Below are 20278 nucleotides of genomic sequence, written 5' to 3'. Positions count from 1 at the left end.
ACATGGCGCCGGGAACCTTCGTCAGCTTGGGCCAGTGCTCTTGACGCGAGCCGACGGAGCGCGGCGCTGTTCGTCGCACGTGACGTGGCCGTGCGCTCCGCCGACCGGGCGCGGCTCAGGCAGTGCCTCCCGCTCGCCCGCCGGCAGACGCGATATCCGGAGTCCGTCAACTGGAACCCCTATGGGCTCGCCGAAGGGAATTCAGGGGCCGCCGTGATGTGCTCCTATTTCGACCGGTGCCTCCCAGGCGAGGGATGGGATGCGATCGGTCACGGTTTCCTCGCCGAGGGGGTGGCCGCCGTAGAATCGAGCGGGCCGATGCATCCCGGCCTCTTCTCCGGGCTCAACGGTTTCGCGTACGCGCTGGAATCACTGAGCCGGGACGGCAACCGCTATCAGCGGCTGCTCACTGCTGTGGACGAGATGCTCGCACCACAAGTATCGGCGGCCGTGGCGGGGCTGGGCACGGGCCCGCCCGGTCTACCGGTGAGTTCATTCGATCTCGTCTCCGGGGCGAGCGGGGTGGCGGCATCCCTGCTGAGGCACGATCCGCATGGAGTGCTCCCGGGAGTCCTCACGGCTCTGGTCCGCCTTGCCGAGCCGACGGACGGGATGCCGCGCTGGGCCACCCCGCCCGAGTTGCTGACATCTGCGTCGATGCGACGGCGCTATCCGTCGGGGCACCTCAACTGCGGACTGGCGCACGGCATACCCGGGCCGCTGGCCCTCCTGTCTCTCGCACTGCGTGCAGGACACGAAGTCCCCGGGCAGGCCGAGGCGGTGCGCGCCCTCGCACACTGGCTGGTGTCGCAAGGCGTCGACGACGCATGGGGAGTGGGATGGCCCGACGCCGTACCGCTGACACCAGAGGGCCGACCGGCTCCTCAGAGGGAGCCGGCCGCAACTCGAGGCGCATGGTGCTATGGCACTCCGGGGGTGGCCCGCTCCCTGTGGCTAGCCGGTGAGGCCCTGGATGACGAGGGCCTTCGCCGCATGGCAGTCAAGGGGATGACCAGTGTCCTACGACGCCCCATCGAATTGCGGTACATCAACTCGCCTACGTTCTGCCACGGGGTGGCCGGGCTGCTCCACATCGTTCTTCGGTTCGCCCACGACACCGCATCGGACTGCTTCGTGGACGCTTCGACCGACCTCGTCGATCAGCTCCTGGCCGCCTACGAGCCCGATCGGCCGTTCGGCTACGCCTCTTTGGAGGCAGAGGATGTCGCGGTGGACCGGGCAGGGCTGCTCAACGGTGCGTCCGGTGTCGCCATGGCCCTCCTTGCCGCTGCCACCGGGGTGGAGCCGACTTGGGACCGGATGTTCGTGCTGTCATGACCGGACCTCATCCAGCGCACGCGGGACAGCACGACATCCGCCCTCCGCTTTACGAGCCGCTCGGATGGGCCCTGCTGCGGGCCCCGATGCTCCCTGCGGACGCACGCCAGGCGCCCCTCGCAGCCGAGTCCGACGTCTCCCTGACGCCACGCGACCCGTTGCTGCACCTCGCGGTGTGGATGGCGAGCCCGGATCTGGTCGCGGCACTCGAACGGACAGGTCCGCGGGACCGGTCGGCCCCCCGACTGATCCGCAAGCTCAGGCGGTACCTGATCAGGATGAGCACAAGGCCGACACCTTTCGGCCTGTTCGCCGGGGTAGGCCTGGTGCAGTGGGCTCCGGCCACGGACCTCGCCCTCACCCCGACCGCATCACGCACGCACACACGGGCCGATATGGGGTGGCTGCACGACCTGACGGAACAGCTCGACAGCCATCCGGACATCGGTCGTCACATCCGACTCATGGCCAGCCCCGCGATCCTCCTGCAGGGCGGTCGTGCCATCGTCACCGCCGGCGCGGGGGCGGGGACCTCCGTCCGAGCCACCGCGGCCGTGCGCCGCGTGCTAGCGATGGCACGGGTGCCCACCGCTCGGTCTCACCTGGAAGCGGCCGTCCAGGACGTACCCGGGGCGACCTCCGACAAGGCCGGACGACTGGTGGACAGCCTACAGGCGCAGGGATTCCTGATCTCGGAGCTTCACCCGGCGCTGACCGGTGGCGACCCGGTCACGCGCCTGCGCGCGTGTCTTGAGGAGACTCCGTCTCCCCGCGCTCATGCCAAGGCCAGGGAGATGGCCCGACTGGCCGATGAGTTCCACCGATGGGACCAGCTCCCTCTCGGCCGGAGGGCGGAGCGCTTGCCGGCTCTGCTCAACCGCATGAGTGATCTGCACCCAGGCCCGACGAGCACGGCGAAGCTCCTGCAGACCGACACGGCGCTCTCACTCCGAGCCACCGCTCTCCACAACTCGGTGGCTGCTGAAGCGGCCTCGGCCGCCGAGCTGCTCCTACGCCTGAGCGCCTTCCCCGAGGGAATGCCGCACATGGATGCCTACCGCCGGGCCTTCGAGACCCGGTACGGGTCTCACCATCGGGTTCCTCTGCTGGAGCTCCTCGATCCCTCAACGGGCCTCGGGGCACCCTCTGCGTATGCTGCACGCGGCGAACGGACCGCCAGTTACCGTCGGCGTGACCAGCTTCTGCTCGACCTCGCTCTGGAGGCGAACCGCGAACGCCGCATGGTGGTGGAACTCAGCGACGAGGCCATCGACCGGCTGGCCACGTCGGATCTCGTCGAAGATTGCATTCCGCCCTCACTCGACCTGTCGTTCCTCCTCGCAGCCACATCCCCGGCGGCCATCGACAAAGGGGACTTCCAGCTCGTTGTCGGACCCAATCTCGGTGCACCGGCCGCCGGCCGCAACCTCGGGAGGTTCGCCGGGCTCCTTGGTGCACCCGCCTGCAACGCGCTGGCGGAATTGGCACGAAACGAGCAGGAACACGAACAGGAAGCGCTGATCGCCGAGGTGGTCTACGCACCCGACCCACCACGGTCCGCGAACGTCTCGCTGAGGCCCGCGATCCGGGCCCAAGAGGTCCTCATCGATACCTGGCCCGGCGTGCCGACACAGAACGTCATACCCGTTCGCGAACTCGTCGTCGGTCTCAGATCCGGTCGCTTCGTCATCAGCTGGCCCACAGGCGGAGTCGAGGTCATCGGGGTTCAGGGCCACATGCTCAACACCATGAGGGCACCCGCGACCGCCAGGTTCCTGCTCGAAGCCGCTCATGACGGCCGCTGCCAGTTCACCACGTTCTCTTGGGGGCCGGCGGCGGGCCTCGCGTTCCTGCCCCGGGTGCACAGGGGCCGGACCGTTCTCGCCCCCGCCCAGTGGCGGCTCGACCCCGCGGGCGACCTCCGCCCCGGCTCCGCCGACCGCTTCCCGGCGGCGCTGTCGGTGTGGCGGAGCAGCTGGGACGTCCCCCGCCACGTTTACCTGGCCGTCAGTGACAACCGCCTACTTCTCGACCTCGACGACGCACAGGACGTCGAGCTGCTCCGGGAGGAACTCACGACGGTTCCGGCCGGACAGTCCGCCCTGCTGCAGGAAGCCATGCCTGGACCGGAGCATGCCTGGTTGCCCGGGGTGGACGGTGGCCACATGTGCGAGATCGTCGCACCTCTCACCCGGCGGGGCAGCGAACGGGGCGGCAGCAACCCGCCCGCCGTCGTGCATGTAGTCGGGCCCGAGGCGAGGCTGCGCTCACCGGGCAGCGACTGGCTGTATCTGAAGCTCTACTGCGATCCCCGGCACGAGGACGACCTGATCGGCGGCCCACTACGCGGTTTCGGCGAGTACGCCACCCAGTCCGGTCTCTCGGACGGCTGGTTCTTCGTGCGTTACGCAGACCCGGAGCGCCATGTACGCCTCCGCTTCCACGGAGACTCGTCCACGCTCATCGGACCGTTGATGGAGCACGTGTGCGCCTGGGCCACCAAGCTGCGGGCCGACGGCTTCTGTACGAGGTTCTCGTTCGACACATACGAGCGTGAAGTCGAGCGGTACGGAGGCGAGGAAGGAACGGCGGCCGCAGAGAGCCTGTTCATGGCCGACAGCCCGAGCGTCGCCGACATGCTGCGAGCGAGCACCGAAGGTCGGCTCGGCGTCGACCTGCTGGAGCTGGCCGTGATCAGCATTGACGACCTGCTCGCCGGTCTGGGCCTGTCCCCCAAGGAGAGAGCGGCCTTCTCCTATGGCAGCCCGCTACCACCGCGTCTCGGGGGCTCTGAGTACCGAAAGCGCCAGCGAGCGCTGCGCCAGGCCCTGGGCGGTGCCCTTCCCATCGAAGGCGAGGTGTCCCGCCTGCTGAGCACACGGCGCCCAGCACTCGCGCCAGCCATCGACCTGATCGACTCACTGCACCGTGACCAGGCCCTTTGGTGCTCCCGCGACGAACTGTGCCGCAGCTACGTGCACCTGCACGCGAACCGCCTTCTCGGTACGGATACTTCGGGCGAATCGATGGCCCTGGAGCTGCTGCGACGCACACGGGCCGGACTGGCCCGAGCTCCCCTGGCGGCTACCACATAGTACGAGCCGTCGCGCCGCGTTGTTTCGCCGAGCGCGCCGACCGTGCTGCGGACCGAGGTCCGCTCCGCGCAGGCGGGGGTCAGCCGACCCTGACGGTCGGCATCTTCGACCGGACCAGGCCGGCTGGACCAGTCCCGGCAGTGTGACGATGACGAGCATCCCCCGTGCCGTCCGGATCGCCACCCCGCCCGCAGCGGAGGACGGTTGTTGCGTTGTTGGGCCGCTGTTGGCCCGCCCTGCCAGCTTTGTGGCCGTCCCCGCGTGACCGGGCCCCGCAGCGAATGGTCGGGGCCGGGCGCGCGATCCCAACGCCAGAGGCAGGACACGTGAAAACCGCAATCCTCCGACTCCGCCGCATCAGGGCGGCCGTGACCGTCGCCGCCATGACGCTGACCGGCCTGACGTTCTCCGTGGGGCAGGCGTCCGCGCAGCAGCCCTACTACGCGTTCGAGATCCAGAACCAGGCGACGGGCCTGTGCATCGAGGCGTCGTCCGACGTGAACCCGTACCAGATGGAGCTCCGCCCCTGCGGCAGCAGCGATGACCAGTGGTTCGGCGTCAGCGACCACAACCACCTCGTCGACCTCAACACCCGCGGCTCCTGCCTGGCGACGGACTCCTACGGCAACGCCCTGTCCGTGGGCTGCAACACCAGCGACTACCACCTCGCCTGGCAGTTCGGTTCCACCACGGGTGACTGGACGACCATCAACAGCACCAGCGGCTGCTACCTGAAGGTCCTCAACGGGCAGACCCCGGCGTGCATGCCGGGCTTCCAGGGCAGCAACGCCCAGTGGCGCATGATCAGGCGGGTCCCGGACCACCACGCCGGCACGGACGCGGGCACGGGCCGGGTGAAGTGGGCGGACTTCGACGGCGACGGCAGGGCCGACTACATCACCGTCGGCTCCAACGGCGCGGCCAACGCCTGGCTGAACCGCGGCGGCGACACCGGTGGCGGCTGGGAGTCCCTCGGCCAGGTCGCCAGCGGTGTCACCTCGGACGCCGCCCGGGTGCGCTTCGCCGACTTCGACGGGGACGGGCTGGCCGACTACATCTGCATCAACGCCGACGGCTCGGTGCAGGTCTTCCTGAACCGCGGGGGCGACGGCCACGGCGGCTGGCAGCTCCTCGGCCAGGTCGCCAGCGGCCTGACCACCGACCCGAGCCGGGTGCGCTTCGCCGACATCGACGGCGACGGCCGGGCGGACTACAACGCCATCGGCGCCAACGGCTCGATCATCACCTACGTCAACCGTGGCGGCGACACCGGCGGCGGCTGGGCCGACTACGGCCAGATCGCCTCGGGCCTGACCACCGACCCGAGCCGGGTGCGCTTCGCCGACATCGACGGCGACGGCCGGGCGGACTACAGTGCCATCGGCGCCAACGGTTCGATCATCACCTACCTGAACCGTGGCGGCGACGGCCACGGCGGCTGGGCCGACTACGGCCAGATCGCCTCGGGCCTGACCACCGACCAGAACGCGGTCGTCCTCGCCGACTTCACCGGTGACCACAGGAGCGACTACATCACCACCAACCCGAACAGCTCGGTCAGCGTCTACCGCAACGACGGTGGCGACGGCCACGGTGGGTGGACCAGTCTCGGTCAGGTCGCCACCGGCGCCTGAACCGTGTGGCGCCTGAACCGCGTCACCCCGTCACCCAGGGGGCTTCGGTCCGTCAGCCGAAGCCCCCGCTCCCGCATCGACCACCACACGTACGCCCTGGGGGGAATCTTGAAACGCATCCTGCTGCTCGGCCTGAGCACCGCACTGGGCGTGGCCGGCGTGGCCGCCGCCCCGGCCGCACACGCTGCCCCAGCCGCCCCGGCCGCACACGCCGCGACGACGGCCGCCACCGTCACGCCCGCGGTGCCCTCGCTGCGCGTCATGCCGCTGGGAGACTCGATCACCGCGGGCGCCGGCAGCTCGACCGGATCGTCCTACCGGGCCCCGCTGTGGAGCCTGGTCGCCGGCCAGTCCCGCTACACCGTGCGCTACGTCGGTTCCCAGGCCGGCGGGCAGCTGCCCGGCCTCGCCCACGAGGGCCACTCCGGCTTCATGATCGACGACATCCGCGCCGGGATCGACCAGTGGCTCGCCGAGGCCCGCCCGGACGTCGTCCTGCTGCACATCGGGGTCAACGACCTTGACCGCAGCACCGACCCGGCCCATGCGCCCGAGCGCCTCAAGGCCCTCCTCGACCGGATCTTCGCGGACCGGCCCGGCGTCGCGGTGGTCATGGAGGGCGTGATCCCGACGACCGAGGGTCTCAAGGTCCCGCCGTCCACCTTCAACGACCGGGCCCGGCAGCTGCAGGCGGTCGAGGCCCAGGCGGGGAACAGCTTCCGCTACCTGGACCCGCCGGCCCTGACGCCCTCCGAGATGGCCGACCGCCTCCACCCCAACGACAGCGGCCTCCAGCGGATGGCGCAGGCGTTCTACACCGGACTGGACCAGGCGTACTCCGCCGGCGCGGCCAAGGCGTCCGTGGCGTCCAACGCCGCCAACGACTCGGGCGGGCTGGGCCACGTCCGGTACGCCGACTTCGACGGCGACGGCAGGGCCGACTACCTCACCGTCGGTGCCAACGGTGCGGTCGGCGTCTGGCTGAACCGTGGCGGCGACGGGCACGGCGGCTGGCAGGACTACGGCCAGGTCGCCACGGGAACCACCGCGGACGTCAGCCGGGTACGCTTCGCCGACTTCGACGGCGACGGCAGGGCCGACTACGAGGTGGTCAACCCGGACGGCTCGGTGCACGTCTGGCTGAACAAGGGCGGGGACGGGCACGGGGGCTGGCAGGACTACGGCCAGGTCGCCCTCGGTCTCACGACCGACGCCGCCCGGGTGAAGCTCGCGGACTTCGACGGCGACGGCAGGGCCGACTACGAAGTCGTCAACGCGGACGGCTCGGTGCAGGTCTACCTCAACAGGGGCGGCGACGGGCACGGCGGCTGGCAGCCCCTCGGCCAGGTGGCCACCGGGCTCACCACCGATCCCGGCCGCGTCCGCCTCGCGGACTTCGACGGCGACGGGAAGGCCGACTACGCCGTCGTCGACCCCGGCGGCGCCGTACGGGTCTGGCTGAACCGTGGTGGCGACACCGGCGGCGGCTGGGTGGCCCTCGGCCAGGTCGCCTCCGGCCTGACGACGAACCAGGACCTGGTCCAGTTCGCCGACTTCAACGGCGGCGGCAACGCGGACTACGTCCTCACCGACACCCCGTCCAACGCCGCCCACATCTACGCCTGGAACGGCGGCGACGGCCACGGGGGCTGGAGCGACCTCGGCCAGGTGGCCACCGGCGTGCCCACCGGCTGACCGGACGGCCCGCGCCGCCCGGGGGCCTCAACCCCCGGGCGGCGCACTCGCGTTCAGCGCCGGACGTCGCGGAGCAGATCGAGTCCGTCGAGGCTCTGCTGGAGCAGGGCCGGGATGTGGTGGTCCCGGCTGATCTCCGCCGCCTGCTCGAAGCAGGTACGGGCCTGCGGGAGCCGGCCGAAATGGGCGTGGGCCCGCCCGGTGATGATCAGGCAGTCGGCGATGCCGCTCATGGCCCCCAGGCGGCGGCGCAGTGTTAGGGACTCGTCGAGGGCGGCGAAGGCGTCCTCCTGCCGGCCGAGGCCCCGCAGGCAGTCGCCGACGTTGGCCAGCGTGATGGCGACGTGCGTCAGGTTGCCCAGGGCCCGGCAGCCTTCGAGGACCGCGCGGAAGTGCGTGTGGGCGGCTTCGAAGTCCTCGCTCAGCAGGTGCGCTCCCGCCAGGGCCGATCGCACGCCGAGCCAGCCCTCCTCCTCCCCGGTCTCCTGGTGAAGCTTCCAGGCGGCCTGTGCGTACGCCAGGGCCTGCCCGTACCGGCCCTGCTGGCCGACCGCCATGGAGAGGTACGCGAGCAGGCTGGCCTTGCAGGGGTTGTCGTCCAGTACCTCGAAGAGGTCGAGGGCCGCTTCGAGGGCCTCGATCGCCTCGTCGTTGCGGAAGGCCATCCCGTGGGACGTGCCGAGCCTGCGCAGCGTCCACGCCTGGCCGAGCAGGTCGCCGTGCTCCCGGGCGGACTCCAGGGCGAGGTGCAGGCAGGCGTCCCACTCGCCCGTCCACCAGAACGTGTGCCCGTACCCCATGAGCCAGATCGCGAGCCGCCAGGTGAGGTCGGGGCGGGAGGAGCCCGCGGCCCGGCGGATCACCTCCTTGATGACGGGCAGTTCCCGCCGGCACCAGTCCAGGGCGTGCTGCGGGTCGGTGAGGACGGGCACCGGCGCGGCGGGGTACTCGGCCAGGCGCGGCGTTCCCGCGGGCGCGTCGATGACCGTCCCGGCGGCCTCCAGAGCGAGCGCGTACCAGACGCCCAGCCGCAGCGCGGCCGCGTCGCGCGCCTCGGCGGACTCCTCCTGGAGGGCGCGCTCGGCGGCGAACTCCCCGAGCAGGTCGTGGAAGCGGTAGCGCCACGGCTCCGGTGTCTGCACCAGGTGGACGTCGGCGAGCAGTTCGAGCAGGTCGGCGGTGTGCTCGCGGGAGCGGTCCAGCAGGGCGGCCGAGGCCTCGACCCCCAGGGTGTGGCCCGCCCACAGGCCCAGCAGCCGGAAGGCCCGTGCGGCCTCGCGCTCCAGCGGGTCCCCGCTGTCGCGGATCGCGAGGTAGCTGGTCGCGAAGGTGGTGTCGACGGCCAGCCGCCCCACCGACAGCGCGCGCAGCCGCCCCCGGCTGTCGTCCAGGCGCTCGGCCAGGGTCCCCAGGGTCCAGGCCGGGCGGGAGGAGAGCCGGGCACCGGTGATCCGCAGGGCCAGCGGCAGGCCCGCGCAGGCGGACAGCAGACGCATCGCGCCGTCCGGGTCCTGCCGGACGCGTTCGGGGCCGCAGAGCCGGGACAGGAGGGCGCGCTGCTCCTCGACGTCGAGCGGCGCGAGGGAGATCCGGGCGCCCGCCGGGAGCTCGGGGAGGCTGTGGCGCGAGGTGACGATCACCGCGCTGCGGCAGCCGCCCGGCAGCAGGGGCTCCACCTGGGCGGCGTCGCGGGCGTTGTCGAGCACCAGCAGGACGCGGCGCTCGGCGAGGGCGGTGCGCAGCAGGGCGGCCCGGTCGTCGGTGTGCTCGGGCAGGGGCCTTGCCGGGGCGCCGCGGCCCCCGGGCCGCTCGTCCAGGGCGGCGAGGAGCGCGGCGAGCAGCTCGTGCGGGTCGCGGGCGGGGGCGGCGCCGAAGCCGCGCAGGTCGGCGTACAGCTGGCCGTCGGGGTAGTGGTGCCGGACGGCGTGGGCGGCCTGGACGGCGAGGGCGGTCTTGCCGATGCCGCCCATGCCGGAGACGACGGCGATCCGGGGGAGGCCGCCGGCGGGCCGGCCGGGGGCGTCAGGCTCGGCCCCGAGGAGGTCGGTCAGGGTCCGCAGGTGAGCCTGGCGGCCGGTGAAGTCGGAAATGGCCGCGGGCAGTTGGGCCGGCGGGCGGACGGGCCCGGCCGGTGCCCCGGGTGTGTCGGCTTCGTCCCGCAGGACCCGCTCGTGGACCCTCCGGACGCCGGGCCCTGGCGAGATGCCGAGCTCCTCGGCCAGGGCGCGGCGCAGCCGCTGGTGGACGGCGAGGGCCTCGGAGCGCTGCCCGAGGCGGTGCAGGGCGAGCATCAGCTGGGCGTGGAAGGCCTCGTGCAGCGGGTGCTCGCCCGCCAGGGCGGTCAACTCGGGTACCAGGCCCTGGACCAGGCCGAGGCGCAGCTCCGCCTCGATGCGCCACTCCAGGGCCTGCAGGTGGGCCTCCTGCCACTGCCGGCGCGGGGTCTGCGCCTGGGGGAGGTCCGGGAACTCGGCCAGCGGCTCCCCGCGCCACAGGGCGAGGGCCGCCGCCGACTCCCGCCGTACGGCCTCCCAGTCCTCGCGCAGCAGAGCCTCGCGGGCTCGCTCGACGCCCAGGCCGAAGACCCGGGCGTCCAGTTCGCCCTCGGCGACCTTCAGGAGGTAGCCGAGCGGGGTGGAACGCAGGCGCTCGCCGAGCTCGTCTCCCAGCTGGGTGCGCAGGCGGGCCAGCATGTTGTGCAGCGAGGCGCTCGCCGAAGCCGGCGGGCGGTCGCCCCAGAGGGCGGCCTTCAGCCGGTCCGGCCCGACGGGCCGGTCAGGCTCCAGCAGGAGCACGGCGAGCAAGGTGCGGACCTTGGCGCCGCCGACGGCCCGCTCCTGGTCGCCGACACGGACGAGCAGCGGGCCGAGCACGCTGAAGTGCATGGTCAAATCCCCCGGTCTGGCACACGGCGCCAACGGTTCGCGCACGGTGATCACGGACACCGTAGGGGACGGGGGCCCCGGGTGTTCAAGGGGTTTACCCGATCCGGTACAGGTCGGCGTCCAGGGCCGTCGACCGAGCTCGGCCCTACTGCCCCGGTGCCTCCGCCCGGGCGGAGCGGACCATCCGCCACCAGGCCGCCCCGCTGTTGCGGCTGAGGTCGGGCGGCGCCGGGTGGCCTTCTTTGAGTACGGATGCTCAGGAGTCGGGCCGGGCCGGGCACATACGGTGGCCGTACGACGTGCAGCAAGGGGGGTTGGGGTTGTCCGGCAAGAAGTTGGTGAAGGCGGCTCTGGTGGCAGTGGCGGGTCTGGCTGCCCCGATCGGGGCGATGTTCGCGTTCCAGATCGCCGTGTGGTGGTCCATCGGCTCCGACGACTACGCGTCCAAGTCCGGACCCGAGAAGGTCCGCCACACCCCGGAGCAGTTCCACGCGCTCAGCGAGCAGACCGTCCACGACACGCTGGGGGGCCTGAGCCCCAGCCTCGTGCTGAGCGACAGGGGCTGTACCGTCAACCGGTACGAGCCGCGTTCGGACGGCACACCGAGCAAGCTGTCCACCGTCGACCGTCGGTTCACCGCCCGTACCAGGATCAGTGCCTCCCATCGGCAGGAGCTGCGGAACGGCATCGAAGCCGAGTGGAAGCTGCACGGCTACCGGCAGAAGCCCTCGGTGTGGACCCCGAGCACCCCGGATGAGGGCCCGGACTACCTCAGCGCCGAGACCCCGGAGGGAGTCGCCGTATGGGTCGCGCTCTCGCCGGAACCGGACCGGACGCTCACCCTCACCATGTCCGTCAGCGGCGGCGACATCGCGTACGCCCCGGACTACGCCCGCCCGCTCTCACCCCTGCGACCGGACACCGAGGACACCTACTGGTCGCACTGAGCCGAGACCCGACCTCGCGGCCGGGTCACCTCCGCGCGTGCGGGGCCAACAAGCCCCAGCTCATCGCGGCCGAGAACTGCCGGCAACGGTTGAAACGGGACACCGGAGGACGAGCTCAGGTCGTGTCCCGGCTGCGGGGCACGGTCCGGCCGGGTGCACCGCCGCCACGGCCGCCGGACGCCCGCCCCTGCGGCGGCTGCTCAGCGCGCTGGGCGTCGTCCCGGCCGCCCGCGCCGCCGGCCCCGCGGCCGTGCTGCACGGCCCGTTCGAGCCGGTCGGCGTCGCGGGCCTCAGCCGGCGGCAGCTGCTGGGCGGATCGCGTCGCGGTAGAGCTGGAAGAGGCTGATTCGCTCGTTCTCTTCCGTGTGCCTGTCCAGGAGCGACCAGCATTGCGCGACGAGTTCACGGGCCTGCGTGCCGGGCCAGGGCTGGGGCAGCAGTTCCGGCGGCAGGAGGGGGTCGGGCTCCATGGCGCGGGTGAATTCGGCGGCCAGTTCGACCGCGATCGTCAGCCGCTGGGGGCCGGGGAGGTGAGCGTTCTCCTGGAGTCGGCGCAGCCGCGGTCGGGCGACGCGGGCAAGTCGCTGGTAGCGGTCGGCGATCTCCTCCTGCGGCCATAGGGCGCGGGCGATCGCGGCGGGGTCGTGTTCGTTGCCGTGGCGCAGGTCGTCCGTGGTCAACAGCGTGAGGTGGTCGAGGACATCGAGGTGGCGGGCTTGGTCTTCGACGTAGGGCTCCCAGGCGCCGGCGCTGACATAGACGCCACCCTGCACGGGTGCGCCGCCGAGCCGGGTGAGAGCGGCTCGCAGGGCGTCGCGGGCGGTGCGAGCGGTCTCGGGGACCGCGAAGGCGACGAGGTGCCAGGTACCGTCCCACGGTGCTGCTCAGCTTGTCCGCGATGCTCTCGCTCGGCTTGCTGCTGCGCGGCGTGGGCCACGCGGACTGCCGGCGAGGAGGACTTCTGAAGACCGCGGGCCCATAGCACCGGATGCCGGACGACCTCACGGTGTCAGGGCCTCGCTGCCGCGGGCCGCGGTGAGGGCCACGCGGCGGACACGGCCGCGTCCGCCATGATCAGTGAGACCGGACAGCCGGGGTGACAGTCGGAACTGCCGTGCGATTCCGGGAATCCGGGAATCGATGCGGGTCCGGCTCCCGAAGGAGCCGGGCCCGTCCTGGGGTTCCGGTGGCCAGACCATGAGGGCCGTGGTCCGGGTCTTCCGGTTGTCCGGCGCGGCGGGATGCCGCCCGGCGTCCAAGGCTGCGGCCCCGAACCGCAAGTCCTACCAGCTGATCAGGGCGTAGGCGGGGCCGCCCGGACTGCCCTGCTGGCCGCCGCTGCCGCCGGCGCCGGTGCTGCCCGACTGTGGGCTCGGGTTGGGGGACGGGCCGCCGCCGTTTCCTCCCTGGCCCCCCGTGCCGCCGGTGCCGCCGCTTCCCCCGCTTCCGCCGGCGCCGGTGCCGGCGGGCGGGGTGACAGTCGTCGTCGGCGGTACGCCCCCGGCGCCGCCCGCCCCGCCGGTGCCGCCCGTGCCGCCGCGCTCGCCCGAACCGGGCCGACCTGCCGTGCCCTGACCGCCGGTGACACCGCCGGCGCCTGCGGCACCGGCCGGGCCGGTGGTCCCGGAGCTGCCGGGCAACGCCGAGCCCGTGCCGGAACAGCGCCCCGCGTCGCTGCGGCCTCCGCCGCCGGAACTGCCTACACCGCTGAGGCCGCCGGAAGCGCCGCCCGAACCGCCCGCGCCGCCCGAACCGCCGAGCTTGCCGTTCTCCCCTCCTTGCCCCGCGCCGCCCCCGGGGCCGGGGCGTCCGGCGCTCCCGTTACCACCGGCGCGCGCGGTGACCCTGGTGTTGGGCCCCGAGACCTGGGCGAGCGTAATGAAGGTGTCGGCACCGCCCCCGCCCCCGCCCGCGCCCCCGGTGCCGGCCTGGCCGCTGGTGAGGGCGTCTCCCGCGGCGCCGCCGCCACCGCCCGCTCCACCGCCGCCACCGGCGCTCTGACGGCCGGATCCGGGGACGAGGATGCGGAAGGTCTGGCCCGCCGCGACGGTGGTGGTGCACTCCGAGTAGCCCCCGCTTCCGCCTCCGCCGCCCCCGCTACCGCCGCTGCCACCGGCGCCCCCGCCCCCGCCACCGGCGCCCCCGCCCCCGCCACCGGCGCCCCCGCCCCCGCCACCGGCGCCCCCGCCCCCGCCACCGGCGCCCCCGCCCCCGCCACCCCCCATGACCGGGCTGGTGACCAGGATCGCGTAGTAGCCACCGCCTCCGCCGCCCCCGCCGCCACCGCCTCCGCCGCCGCCCGCCCCGGCGCCGCCGCGGCCCCAGACGCGGATGGTCATCTGCGTGACCCCGGACGGAACCACGAAGGTGTAGATCCCCGGGGTGAAGGCCTGCTCGCCGTGCGGCACCGCGGCAGGAGCGACGGGCGAGGCCGCCACGGCCGGGCTGCACGGCAGCACGGACATGACCGCCACAGCACCGACGACGCCACAACTCAGAGAAGTCTTTCGACTACGGAAAGTGTGCATGTCTCTTATCATCCAGACGCTCCGCCCCCACGACTACGCCGATCGGTTGCACAACGCCGACGCGCGCCCTGCCCGCAATCCATCGCGCCCTGGCTCCTGCCTCCGGGGTCCTTGCCCACCGCCACACCGCCTCATAGCGCCGCAGCTTGTGCGCGTCGCCTCGCCGCCCGGACACCGTGCCGCGATGAGGGCGGCGACGGCCTGCGCCCCGTGCGGACTGTCCAGGCAGTCCCAGGTCTTGGCGGTGCGGGTCAGTGTGGTCCGGGCAGGGGCCCGGGCACGGGCGTCTCACCCTGCTGCCGTCCTTCCCACGGGCCGCAGGCTGCCCAACGGCGCCCTGCGCGAACCCCTTTCACGGCTGGTGGGCCTCCAGGCAGGCGGTGAGATCGTCGCCGCACGCGTTCATGCACGCGTCGTATTCCGTGAGGTCAGGTGGCAGGATCGTGGAGTTGCATCTGTTTTCGCATGTTTCACGGAGTTCGTAGCAGGTAGGGATGTGCCACATGGGGACGATCCGGTCGGTGGCGCTGCAGTGCTCCGGTAGGCCCGCCCTGTAGGAGCCGGTGTTGCGATAGACGGATGCTTCAGCGTGGAACCCGGGCATAGTCATGATCGTGCTCCGATCTGGGGTGCCGAGCACGGGAAGCCCTCGGCCACCGGCCGGCCGATGCCGACGAGCAGTACACCCGAGTGCCGTCCGCGAGACCGGCCCTCCCCGTCAAGGCTACGCTGCGCGTCCCCATGGTGGCGGTAGTCGTGCGGGCGGGCAGGGGCCGAAGCCAGTCGGCCCCCGCCCGCCCTTCCCATGCTGCGCCCTGCAACAGGCACGTCGCCGACCCGCCCCGGCGCCCAGAGCGCGAGCCGGCGCACTCGAAGCCCTCGCCACCGTCGGCGGACCCTCCGCCCTCGACCCCCTGGACCGGAACGCCGGGGATCGCGGGATGCCTCGTCGCAGCCAGAGCGGGCCACTGGCCACCCACCCCCGGGACCAGGACGACGGGTCAACCGCCTCGCAGGCGGGGCCGATCCGGGGATGCTCCGGCGGGAGGGGAGGAGTTCGTCATAGGCGGCGCGAGCGGGCAGGGGACGGCTGTCCGGGGGCAGGGCGGCCGGGCCCGGCGTGAGTGCTCTGGCGACGGCTGCCCGGCCTCGCCGGCGAGGAGATCGAAACCGGTGGCCCTGTCGGGGCCGGGGCGGCTCGCCTCCTCGCCTCCTCGCCGGCGACTTCACGAACCGGTGATCACCCGGTTGTCAGACGGACGGCGGGCAGTGGTACCAGTTGGTCCACGTGCCGCTGCTGTTGAGGCTGTTGCACCAGCGGCCGCCGAGGCTGCCGGTCACCACCACGCTGGGGGCTCCGTAGACGTCCTTGACCCAGACGCCGTTCTGGACGTCGCTGCTGTCGCCGAAGAGGTCCCAGCTGGTCCACGGTCCGTTCGCGGTGGTCTGGTAGGTGTGCCAGACCCGGCGGTCGGTTCCGAGGAGCACGTACTCGAACCGGCCGCCCGTCCAGTCAAGGCGAAGGACATTCGTGCCACACAGATAGGGTGCGGCGGGCGCACCGTTACCGACAGGAGCCGGGCAGCTTCCGCCGATGGCGCCTGCGCCGTCCGGGCTGCCGGTGATGGTCTGCACGCCGGCAATGGTGGGCCCGTTCGGAGCCGGTGCCGCCGAGGCCGGCGTGGCGGCGCCGCCGAGCGCGAGCAGCGCCGTGGCGGCGGCCGTGGCAAGAGTGCGCGTCTTGATCACTGAATTCCCCTCCCGTATCGGCCAGTTGCTCTCGGGAGCAGGCGGCCGCTTTCAGCTGGGGAGCTTAGAAGCCGCAGCCTTGCGGTCAGCGGCTCCTGGCGGATGAGGAGACGGATCGTCAAAAGGTGTCGACGCTGCGCCAACTCGCCGACGGGCGGCGCAGCGGTGGAACGGGCTTGCGCGACGTTCTCGGTGCACCGACGAGAAACCCGAACTTGCTGACGCAGACGACGATCCGGGTCCCGCACGCGGTGGCTTCGGCGGGCACGACGACACGCCCGTACTCGCTGGAATCCTGGGTATCCCGCTCAGCCCCGCACCGAACCGTGAAGTCGCTTTCGAGGCGCACCACCAGCTCACCGAACCGCGCGGCAACGGCGTTCCGGTCGTACCCCGCCGGCCACTCGAGCCACTGCGGGTCGTCGAGGTCACGCAACAAAGCCAGCAGATCCGCCCCACTCTCCGTCATCCGCACATCATGTCGCGGCACCTGCGACGCGGTCTACACGAGGTGAGACGAGCCCGTCCTCCGACGACACTCGTTCAAGTGCAGCATCTACCCGGCATTGCTTCCAGAAGGGGCCGTCCTCGTCGTCGAACTCCCAGATCGGGGGCCTGTCGTGGCGCTGCCCGTCGGAGTCGCCGAGTGTCCAGGAAAGGCACGACGGGCGTTCGCCCGTTCCTCTTCGGCTGAACTCTTCCAGTGCGGCTCTTATTCCGACTGATCGGCAAGGCACTGGCAGGATCACGGAACAAGGGGCAGCCGGGGTCGGAGACGACGCGCGGATCGAAGTCGGGTGCGCTGGGCGAACACCGCCGCCTCGGCGCCGCCGAGCTCCTCCGGGGCCCGCCGCGCCTGCCCGTCGCCGCCGAGGCCGTCCGACAGGATGCGGGCCTCGGGGCGCAGGGCGTGCTCTGCTCGACCTCCCTGGGCGTGGTGATCAACGTCCGACGAGCCGACGACCGCCTCCTGACCCGGCCGGTGTTGTACCCCGCCGAAGCGCTCGACGGCCTCTCCCGCTGGCCACCGGCAGGGCCTGGGGGCGCTGGGCACCGCCCGTACTCGGTCGTCCTCGTGCTCCGGAGCGTCCGGGACGCCGACGTCCGACGCCGCTGGAGCAGAACCGAGGTGACGCGGTGCGCTGCGGACGGATGCCGAGGTGCTGTCGCATGCCCTCCGGTCGATGGCAAAGCGCAGGCAAAGTACGATCGGTGCGCTCGGTTCCCGGTGATGTGAGGAGTGTCCCCGAATGGTGTTCAAGCGGCTTCTCGGTGCCTTGGGCGTCGGCGGACCCACCGTCGACACGGTGCTGTCCACCCCGACCGTCCATCCCGGTGGCACCGTGCACGGCCAGGTCGAACTGGTCGGCGGCAGTCGGGACGCCGAGATCAACGGCATCACGCTCTGCCTGGCCGCCCGGGTCGAGGTCGAGCACGAGGACGGCGAGAGCCACACCGTCAAGGAGTTCGCCCGGGTGCAGGTCTGCGGCCCGCTGCGGCTGGCGGCCGAAGAACGGCGCGCCGTCCCGTTCGCCTTCCCCGTGCCGTGGGAGACGCCGCTGACCGCGATCGGGGGCCACCACCTGACCGGCATGGTGCTCGGGGTGCGCACCGACGTCGACATCGCGGGCCAGCTGGACCGCGGGGACACCGACCCGATCGCGGTGCAGCCGCTGCCGGTGCAGCAGCGGGTGCTGGAGGCGCTGGCGGCGCTCGGCTTCCACTTCCACCGGGCCGACCTGGAGGCCGGCCGGATCCACGGCACGGGCCAGACGCTGCCGTTCTACCAGGAGATCGAGTACAAGGCGGCACCTCAGTTCGCGCGGCGCTGCAACGAGATCGAGCTGTCCTTCGTCACCGACCCGCACCGGGTCGAGGTGGTGCTGGAGTTCGACAAGCGCGGCATGTTCCACAGCGGCGACTCGGTGCGCACGTTCCTGCTGGACCATGCGGCCGGGCAGCACGACCTGACCGGCACGGTGGACGGCTGGATCCGCGGCGTTCTGGGTCACTGATCGCGCGCCTCGCCCCCGGCGGGAGTGGTGGTCGTCCTGCGCGGCGGGCGCCACTGCGCCGGCGGCAACGGTCCCCGGACCTCCGTCGGGGCGTCGGCGACCTCAGGGAACCTCCGGCGGGAGTAGCAGTCCCGGTCGGCCTCCTGGCGGAAGTATCGGCGGGTGGCTCCAGTCGCCCGCCTCGCGGAGATCGACCTCGCCGCCGTTGAACGTGGCCTTCGTGAAGTCCACGGTCGCTCCGACGAATGAGGCGCCGCCGAAGCTCGTGAGGCCTGTGCCGAGGTCGAAGGAGGCGTTTTCGAAGCTGATCCGGCCGTTCTTGAACCCGGTGTCCCAGAAGCCGATCGTGGCGTCGGTGTAGGTGCCGCCGAAAAGGACGGTGGCTCCGTTGAACAGTGCGTGCCGGAATGTGATCTTGCCGCCTTGGAAGTGGGCGCCGCTGAAGTCAACCTTTTCTTGTGCGAATTCTACGTGGCCCTGATCGCTCGGATTGAAGGTGACGGTGCCCTGCTTGAATGTGGCCCCTCTGAAGCTCACGTCGGCACCAGTGAATCGGGCGCCGTCGAACGCCACGGTCTTCGCTTCGAACTGGGCGTCCTGAAACATCACCGAGCCGCCCGCGAATTCCGTGTTCCGGAAAATGATCGGATGACTGCCGGCGAAGGTGGCTCCCCAGAACTCCACTCGGCAGCCAGGGCTGAACGTTGCGCCCTCGAAGGTCACATCGATACCGTCGCCCGCGCGGAATTCCGCGCCGTGGAACTTTACCCACCCGGAGAATTCGGCGTCCCTGAAGCTGCCGCCGTCGAATCGGGCCTTGGTGAAGTCGAAATCGCACGATCGCCACGAGGTGTGCGCGTCCTTGCGCAGGTGGTCGCGGATCAGCCCGATGATGGCATGCCGGACCTCGTGGTTGGCCCGCCACACCCTCAGCTTCTTGGGTGGTGCATTGTCACCAGGAAAAGGGGTGATCGGAATCCGCAGGTGACCGCACAGGATATCGATACAGGTCTGGCGCTGCTGGTTCTCCCCGGCTCTGCCCCAATCGTCGGCCAGCCCCGCCAACCCGTACACGGCTGCCAGTCGCGCCGGGGGCTCCCTGTGCCCGAGCTGTACGGAGAGGTCAGCCAATAGCTTCCTCCCGCGCAGCTCACGCTGACTCTTCCGATGATCGCCGCGCTCCCTGCTTGTTGCGGGCTGGGATCCTGTGGCCGCCAGCCTGGGCTCCTGGCCGACGTCGCGCAGCGCTTGCTCGAAGCCCTCGTCCGCGGCGATATCCGTGATCGCTGTGGCGAACAGACGTCCTTGCCCTCTGTTCGGGTGCGTGTCTGTGACCACCGCCATCAGGCGCCTGTTCCGCTGGTCCCGGATTGCCGCTCCGGAGATGCCCTGCCACAGCGCGGCTGTTTTGGGCTTGGTGGTGCTCACATCGAATCGGACGCGTCCGCTCCTCCCTCCACCGGCCGGCAGCAACGTGCCGTAGGCCTGCTCGGTGTCCGGAATGCCGTTCGGGCGCGACTCCGACTCGGGGAAACCGACGACATCGCACCTCAGCGGCTGATCGCCGACGTTCGCCAACTCACACGGACAATCCGGCGCCCGCCACCTCCGGTCGACGACCTTGAGCAGCGCCACATCCAGCTCAGGATCGGACCACCGCACGGTGCAGTCGAACCAGTCCTCGTCCCTGCCCGATCTGCCTGGCCGGGACTGCAGCTCCCCTCCCGGCCCATCGGACTCCTTCACGGTATGCCAGGCCGTGAGTACTCCCCGCTCGCCCACCACCCAGCCGGAGCCCGATTTGCCTGGCCCCCCTGCCCGTCGTGCGGCCCACACCTCTACCAGCCGCTCAGGAACCCGGGCCATCACGCTCACCCTTCCGCGAGCCCGCCGCCGCTCTTAAGGCCGGTGCGCCTTCTGCGCGGCGGCATTCGACGGTTTCGCTTCCGACTGCTCCTTGCCCTGTTGCCGAGGCCGATGCGCCAAGGGCCTGGCGACCTTCAACGGCTTGCCGTCCTGGCCGATGGGTTGCAACGTGACCGTCACGCGGTTCGTCTGTCCGCGCTGCCGCTCCGCCTTTCCCCCGAGCGACACCACATGGAAGCGCACCCCCACGTCCCCACCTGCCACGCTGCGTGCCTCGATGAGAAACTCCAGTTCAACTGCGCCCACTCCGAAGCGCACAGCCTGGTCCTTCCCCTCCTCCAGCGCTTCCTCCAGTTCCCGGCGTATCTGGGCGATCGACTCCGCCAACGTCGGCTCGGTGAACGAATCGGCCACAATAATCACCGCCTGAGAAGACCAAGATGCTCTAGTCCAACCCTATGAACGCCAGTCGGTTTGTGCATGTGCCCGGGACGGGACCGCGTTCCCGCGCGGCGCCGCCACCCCG

Annotated in this window: 12 protein-coding genes and 1 pseudogene; 6 read left to right on the top strand and 7 right to left on the bottom strand. The window is 71.6% G+C overall.

From position 1 onward, the window contains the following. Window positions 1-84: 84 nt before the first annotated feature. The 4 genes from ACFWP2_RS12085 to ACFWP2_RS12070 all read left to right on the top strand — a co-directional run bounded on the left by ACFWP2_RS12085 (window position 85) and on the right by ACFWP2_RS12070 (window position 7762). Window positions 85-1338 (top strand): lanthionine synthetase C family protein, encoded by a 1254-nt coding sequence (locus ACFWP2_RS12085; protein ID WP_380450265.1) that lies wholly within the window; start codon window positions 85-87, stop codon window positions 1336-1338. Then, entirely contained in the window at window positions 1335-4433 is a 3099-nt protein-coding gene (locus ACFWP2_RS12080; RefSeq protein ID WP_380450264.1) for a lantibiotic dehydratase, read from the top strand. Before ACFWP2_RS12085 ends, ACFWP2_RS12080 begins: the two co-directional genes overlap by 4 nt. Window positions 4434-4801: 368 nt before the next feature. Continuing rightward, window positions 4802-6067, top strand: coding sequence for an FG-GAP-like repeat-containing protein (locus ACFWP2_RS12075; RefSeq protein WP_380450263.1), 1266 nt, complete (start codon window positions 4802-4804; stop codon window positions 6065-6067). 108 nt (window positions 6068-6175) lie between these two features. Next, the gene (locus ACFWP2_RS12070) at window positions 6176-7762 is read left to right on the top strand and encodes an FG-GAP-like repeat-containing protein (protein ID WP_380450262.1); all 1587 of its coding nucleotides are present in this window, start codon (window positions 6176-6178) and stop codon (window positions 7760-7762) included. 53 nt (window positions 7763-7815) lie between these two features. Here the strand turns inward: ACFWP2_RS12070 and ACFWP2_RS12065 are convergent, their stop codons facing one another. Further along, window positions 7816-10647 carry a BTAD domain-containing putative transcriptional regulator gene (locus tag ACFWP2_RS12065; protein ID WP_380450261.1) on the bottom strand — a complete coding sequence of 944 codons (2832 nt, stop codon included), beginning with the start codon at window positions 10645-10647 and terminating at the stop codon, window positions 7816-7818. Between the two features lie 353 nt (window positions 10648-11000). On the opposite strand from ACFWP2_RS12065, the gene ACFWP2_RS12060 reads away from it, so the two are divergent. After that, entirely contained in the window at window positions 11001-11594 is a 594-nt protein-coding gene (locus tag ACFWP2_RS12060; RefSeq protein ID WP_380450260.1) for a hypothetical protein, read from the top strand. Window positions 11595-11884: 290 nt separating this feature from the next. Here the strand turns inward: ACFWP2_RS12060 and ACFWP2_RS12055 are convergent. The 4 genes and pseudogenes from ACFWP2_RS12055 to ACFWP2_RS12040 form a co-directional block, all read right to left on the bottom strand. Next, a pseudogene (locus ACFWP2_RS12055) lies at window positions 11885-12463 on the bottom strand (PaaX family transcriptional regulator C-terminal domain-containing protein); the annotation flags it as partial. A gap of 414 nt (window positions 12464-12877) precedes the next feature. Further along, window positions 12878-14059 (bottom strand): hypothetical protein, encoded by a 1182-nt coding sequence (locus tag ACFWP2_RS12050; RefSeq protein ID WP_380450259.1) that lies wholly within the window; start codon window positions 14057-14059, stop codon window positions 12878-12880. A gap of 1314 nt (window positions 14060-15373) precedes the next feature. Continuing rightward, window positions 15374-15871, bottom strand: coding sequence for a hypothetical protein (locus ACFWP2_RS12045; RefSeq protein ID WP_380450258.1), 498 nt, complete (start codon window positions 15869-15871; stop codon window positions 15374-15376). A 118-nt stretch (window positions 15872-15989) separates the two neighbouring features. Beyond that, window positions 15990-16340, bottom strand: coding sequence for a hypothetical protein (locus tag ACFWP2_RS12040; protein ID WP_380450257.1), 351 nt, complete (start codon window positions 16338-16340; stop codon window positions 15990-15992). Between the two features lie 781 nt (window positions 16341-17121). On the opposite strand from ACFWP2_RS12040, the gene ACFWP2_RS12035 reads away from it, so the two are divergent. Then, complete coding sequence (locus ACFWP2_RS12035) at window positions 17122-17886, top strand: sporulation protein (RefSeq protein ID WP_380450256.1); 765 nt, start codon at window positions 17122-17124, stop codon at window positions 17884-17886. A 102-nt stretch (window positions 17887-17988) separates the two neighbouring features. Here the strand turns inward: ACFWP2_RS12035 and ACFWP2_RS12030 are convergent, their stop codons facing one another. Further along, window positions 17989-19752: a trypsin-like peptidase domain-containing protein gene (locus tag ACFWP2_RS12030; RefSeq protein WP_380450381.1), complete on the bottom strand. Its 1764-nt coding sequence runs from the start codon at window positions 19750-19752 to the stop codon at window positions 17989-17991. 33 nt (window positions 19753-19785) lie between these two features. Then, window positions 19786-20166 carry a trypco2 family protein gene (locus ACFWP2_RS12025; protein ID WP_380450255.1) on the bottom strand — a complete coding sequence of 127 codons (381 nt, stop codon included), beginning with the start codon at window positions 20164-20166 and terminating at the stop codon, window positions 19786-19788. Between the last annotated feature and the right edge of the window lie 112 nt (window positions 20167-20278).

The organism is Kitasatospora sp. NPDC058444, from assembly GCF_042721415.1.
In the GTDB taxonomy this organism is placed as follows: domain Bacteria; phylum Actinomycetota; class Actinomycetes; order Streptomycetales; family Streptomycetaceae; genus Kitasatospora.
Note: the sequence above shows the minus strand (reverse complement) of the source record. Positions and strands in the feature narration are given on the sequence as shown.

What these genes read in the sequence shown, in the direction of transcription:
- ACFWP2_RS12080 (WP_380450264.1), top strand. Translation starts at nt 1,335, where the DNA reads ATGACCGGACCTCATCCAGCGCACGCGGGACAGCACGACATCCGCCCT.
- ACFWP2_RS12065 (WP_380450261.1), bottom strand. Translation starts at nt 10,647, where the DNA reads ATGCACTTCAGCGTGCTCGGCCCGCTGCTCGTCCGTGTCGGCGACCAG.
- ACFWP2_RS12050 (WP_380450259.1), bottom strand. Translation starts at nt 14,059, where the DNA reads ATGTCCGTGCTGCCGTGCAGCCCGGCCGTGGCGGCCTCGCCCGTCGCT.
- ACFWP2_RS12040 (WP_380450257.1), bottom strand. Translation starts at nt 16,340, where the DNA reads ATGACGGAGAGTGGGGCGGATCTGCTGGCTTTGTTGCGTGACCTCGAC.
- ACFWP2_RS12035 (WP_380450256.1), top strand. Translation starts at nt 17,122, where the DNA reads ATGGTGTTCAAGCGGCTTCTCGGTGCCTTGGGCGTCGGCGGACCCACC.
- ACFWP2_RS12030 (WP_380450381.1), bottom strand. Translation starts at nt 19,752, where the DNA reads ATGGCCCGGGTTCCTGAGCGGCTGGTAGAGGTGTGGGCCGCACGACGG.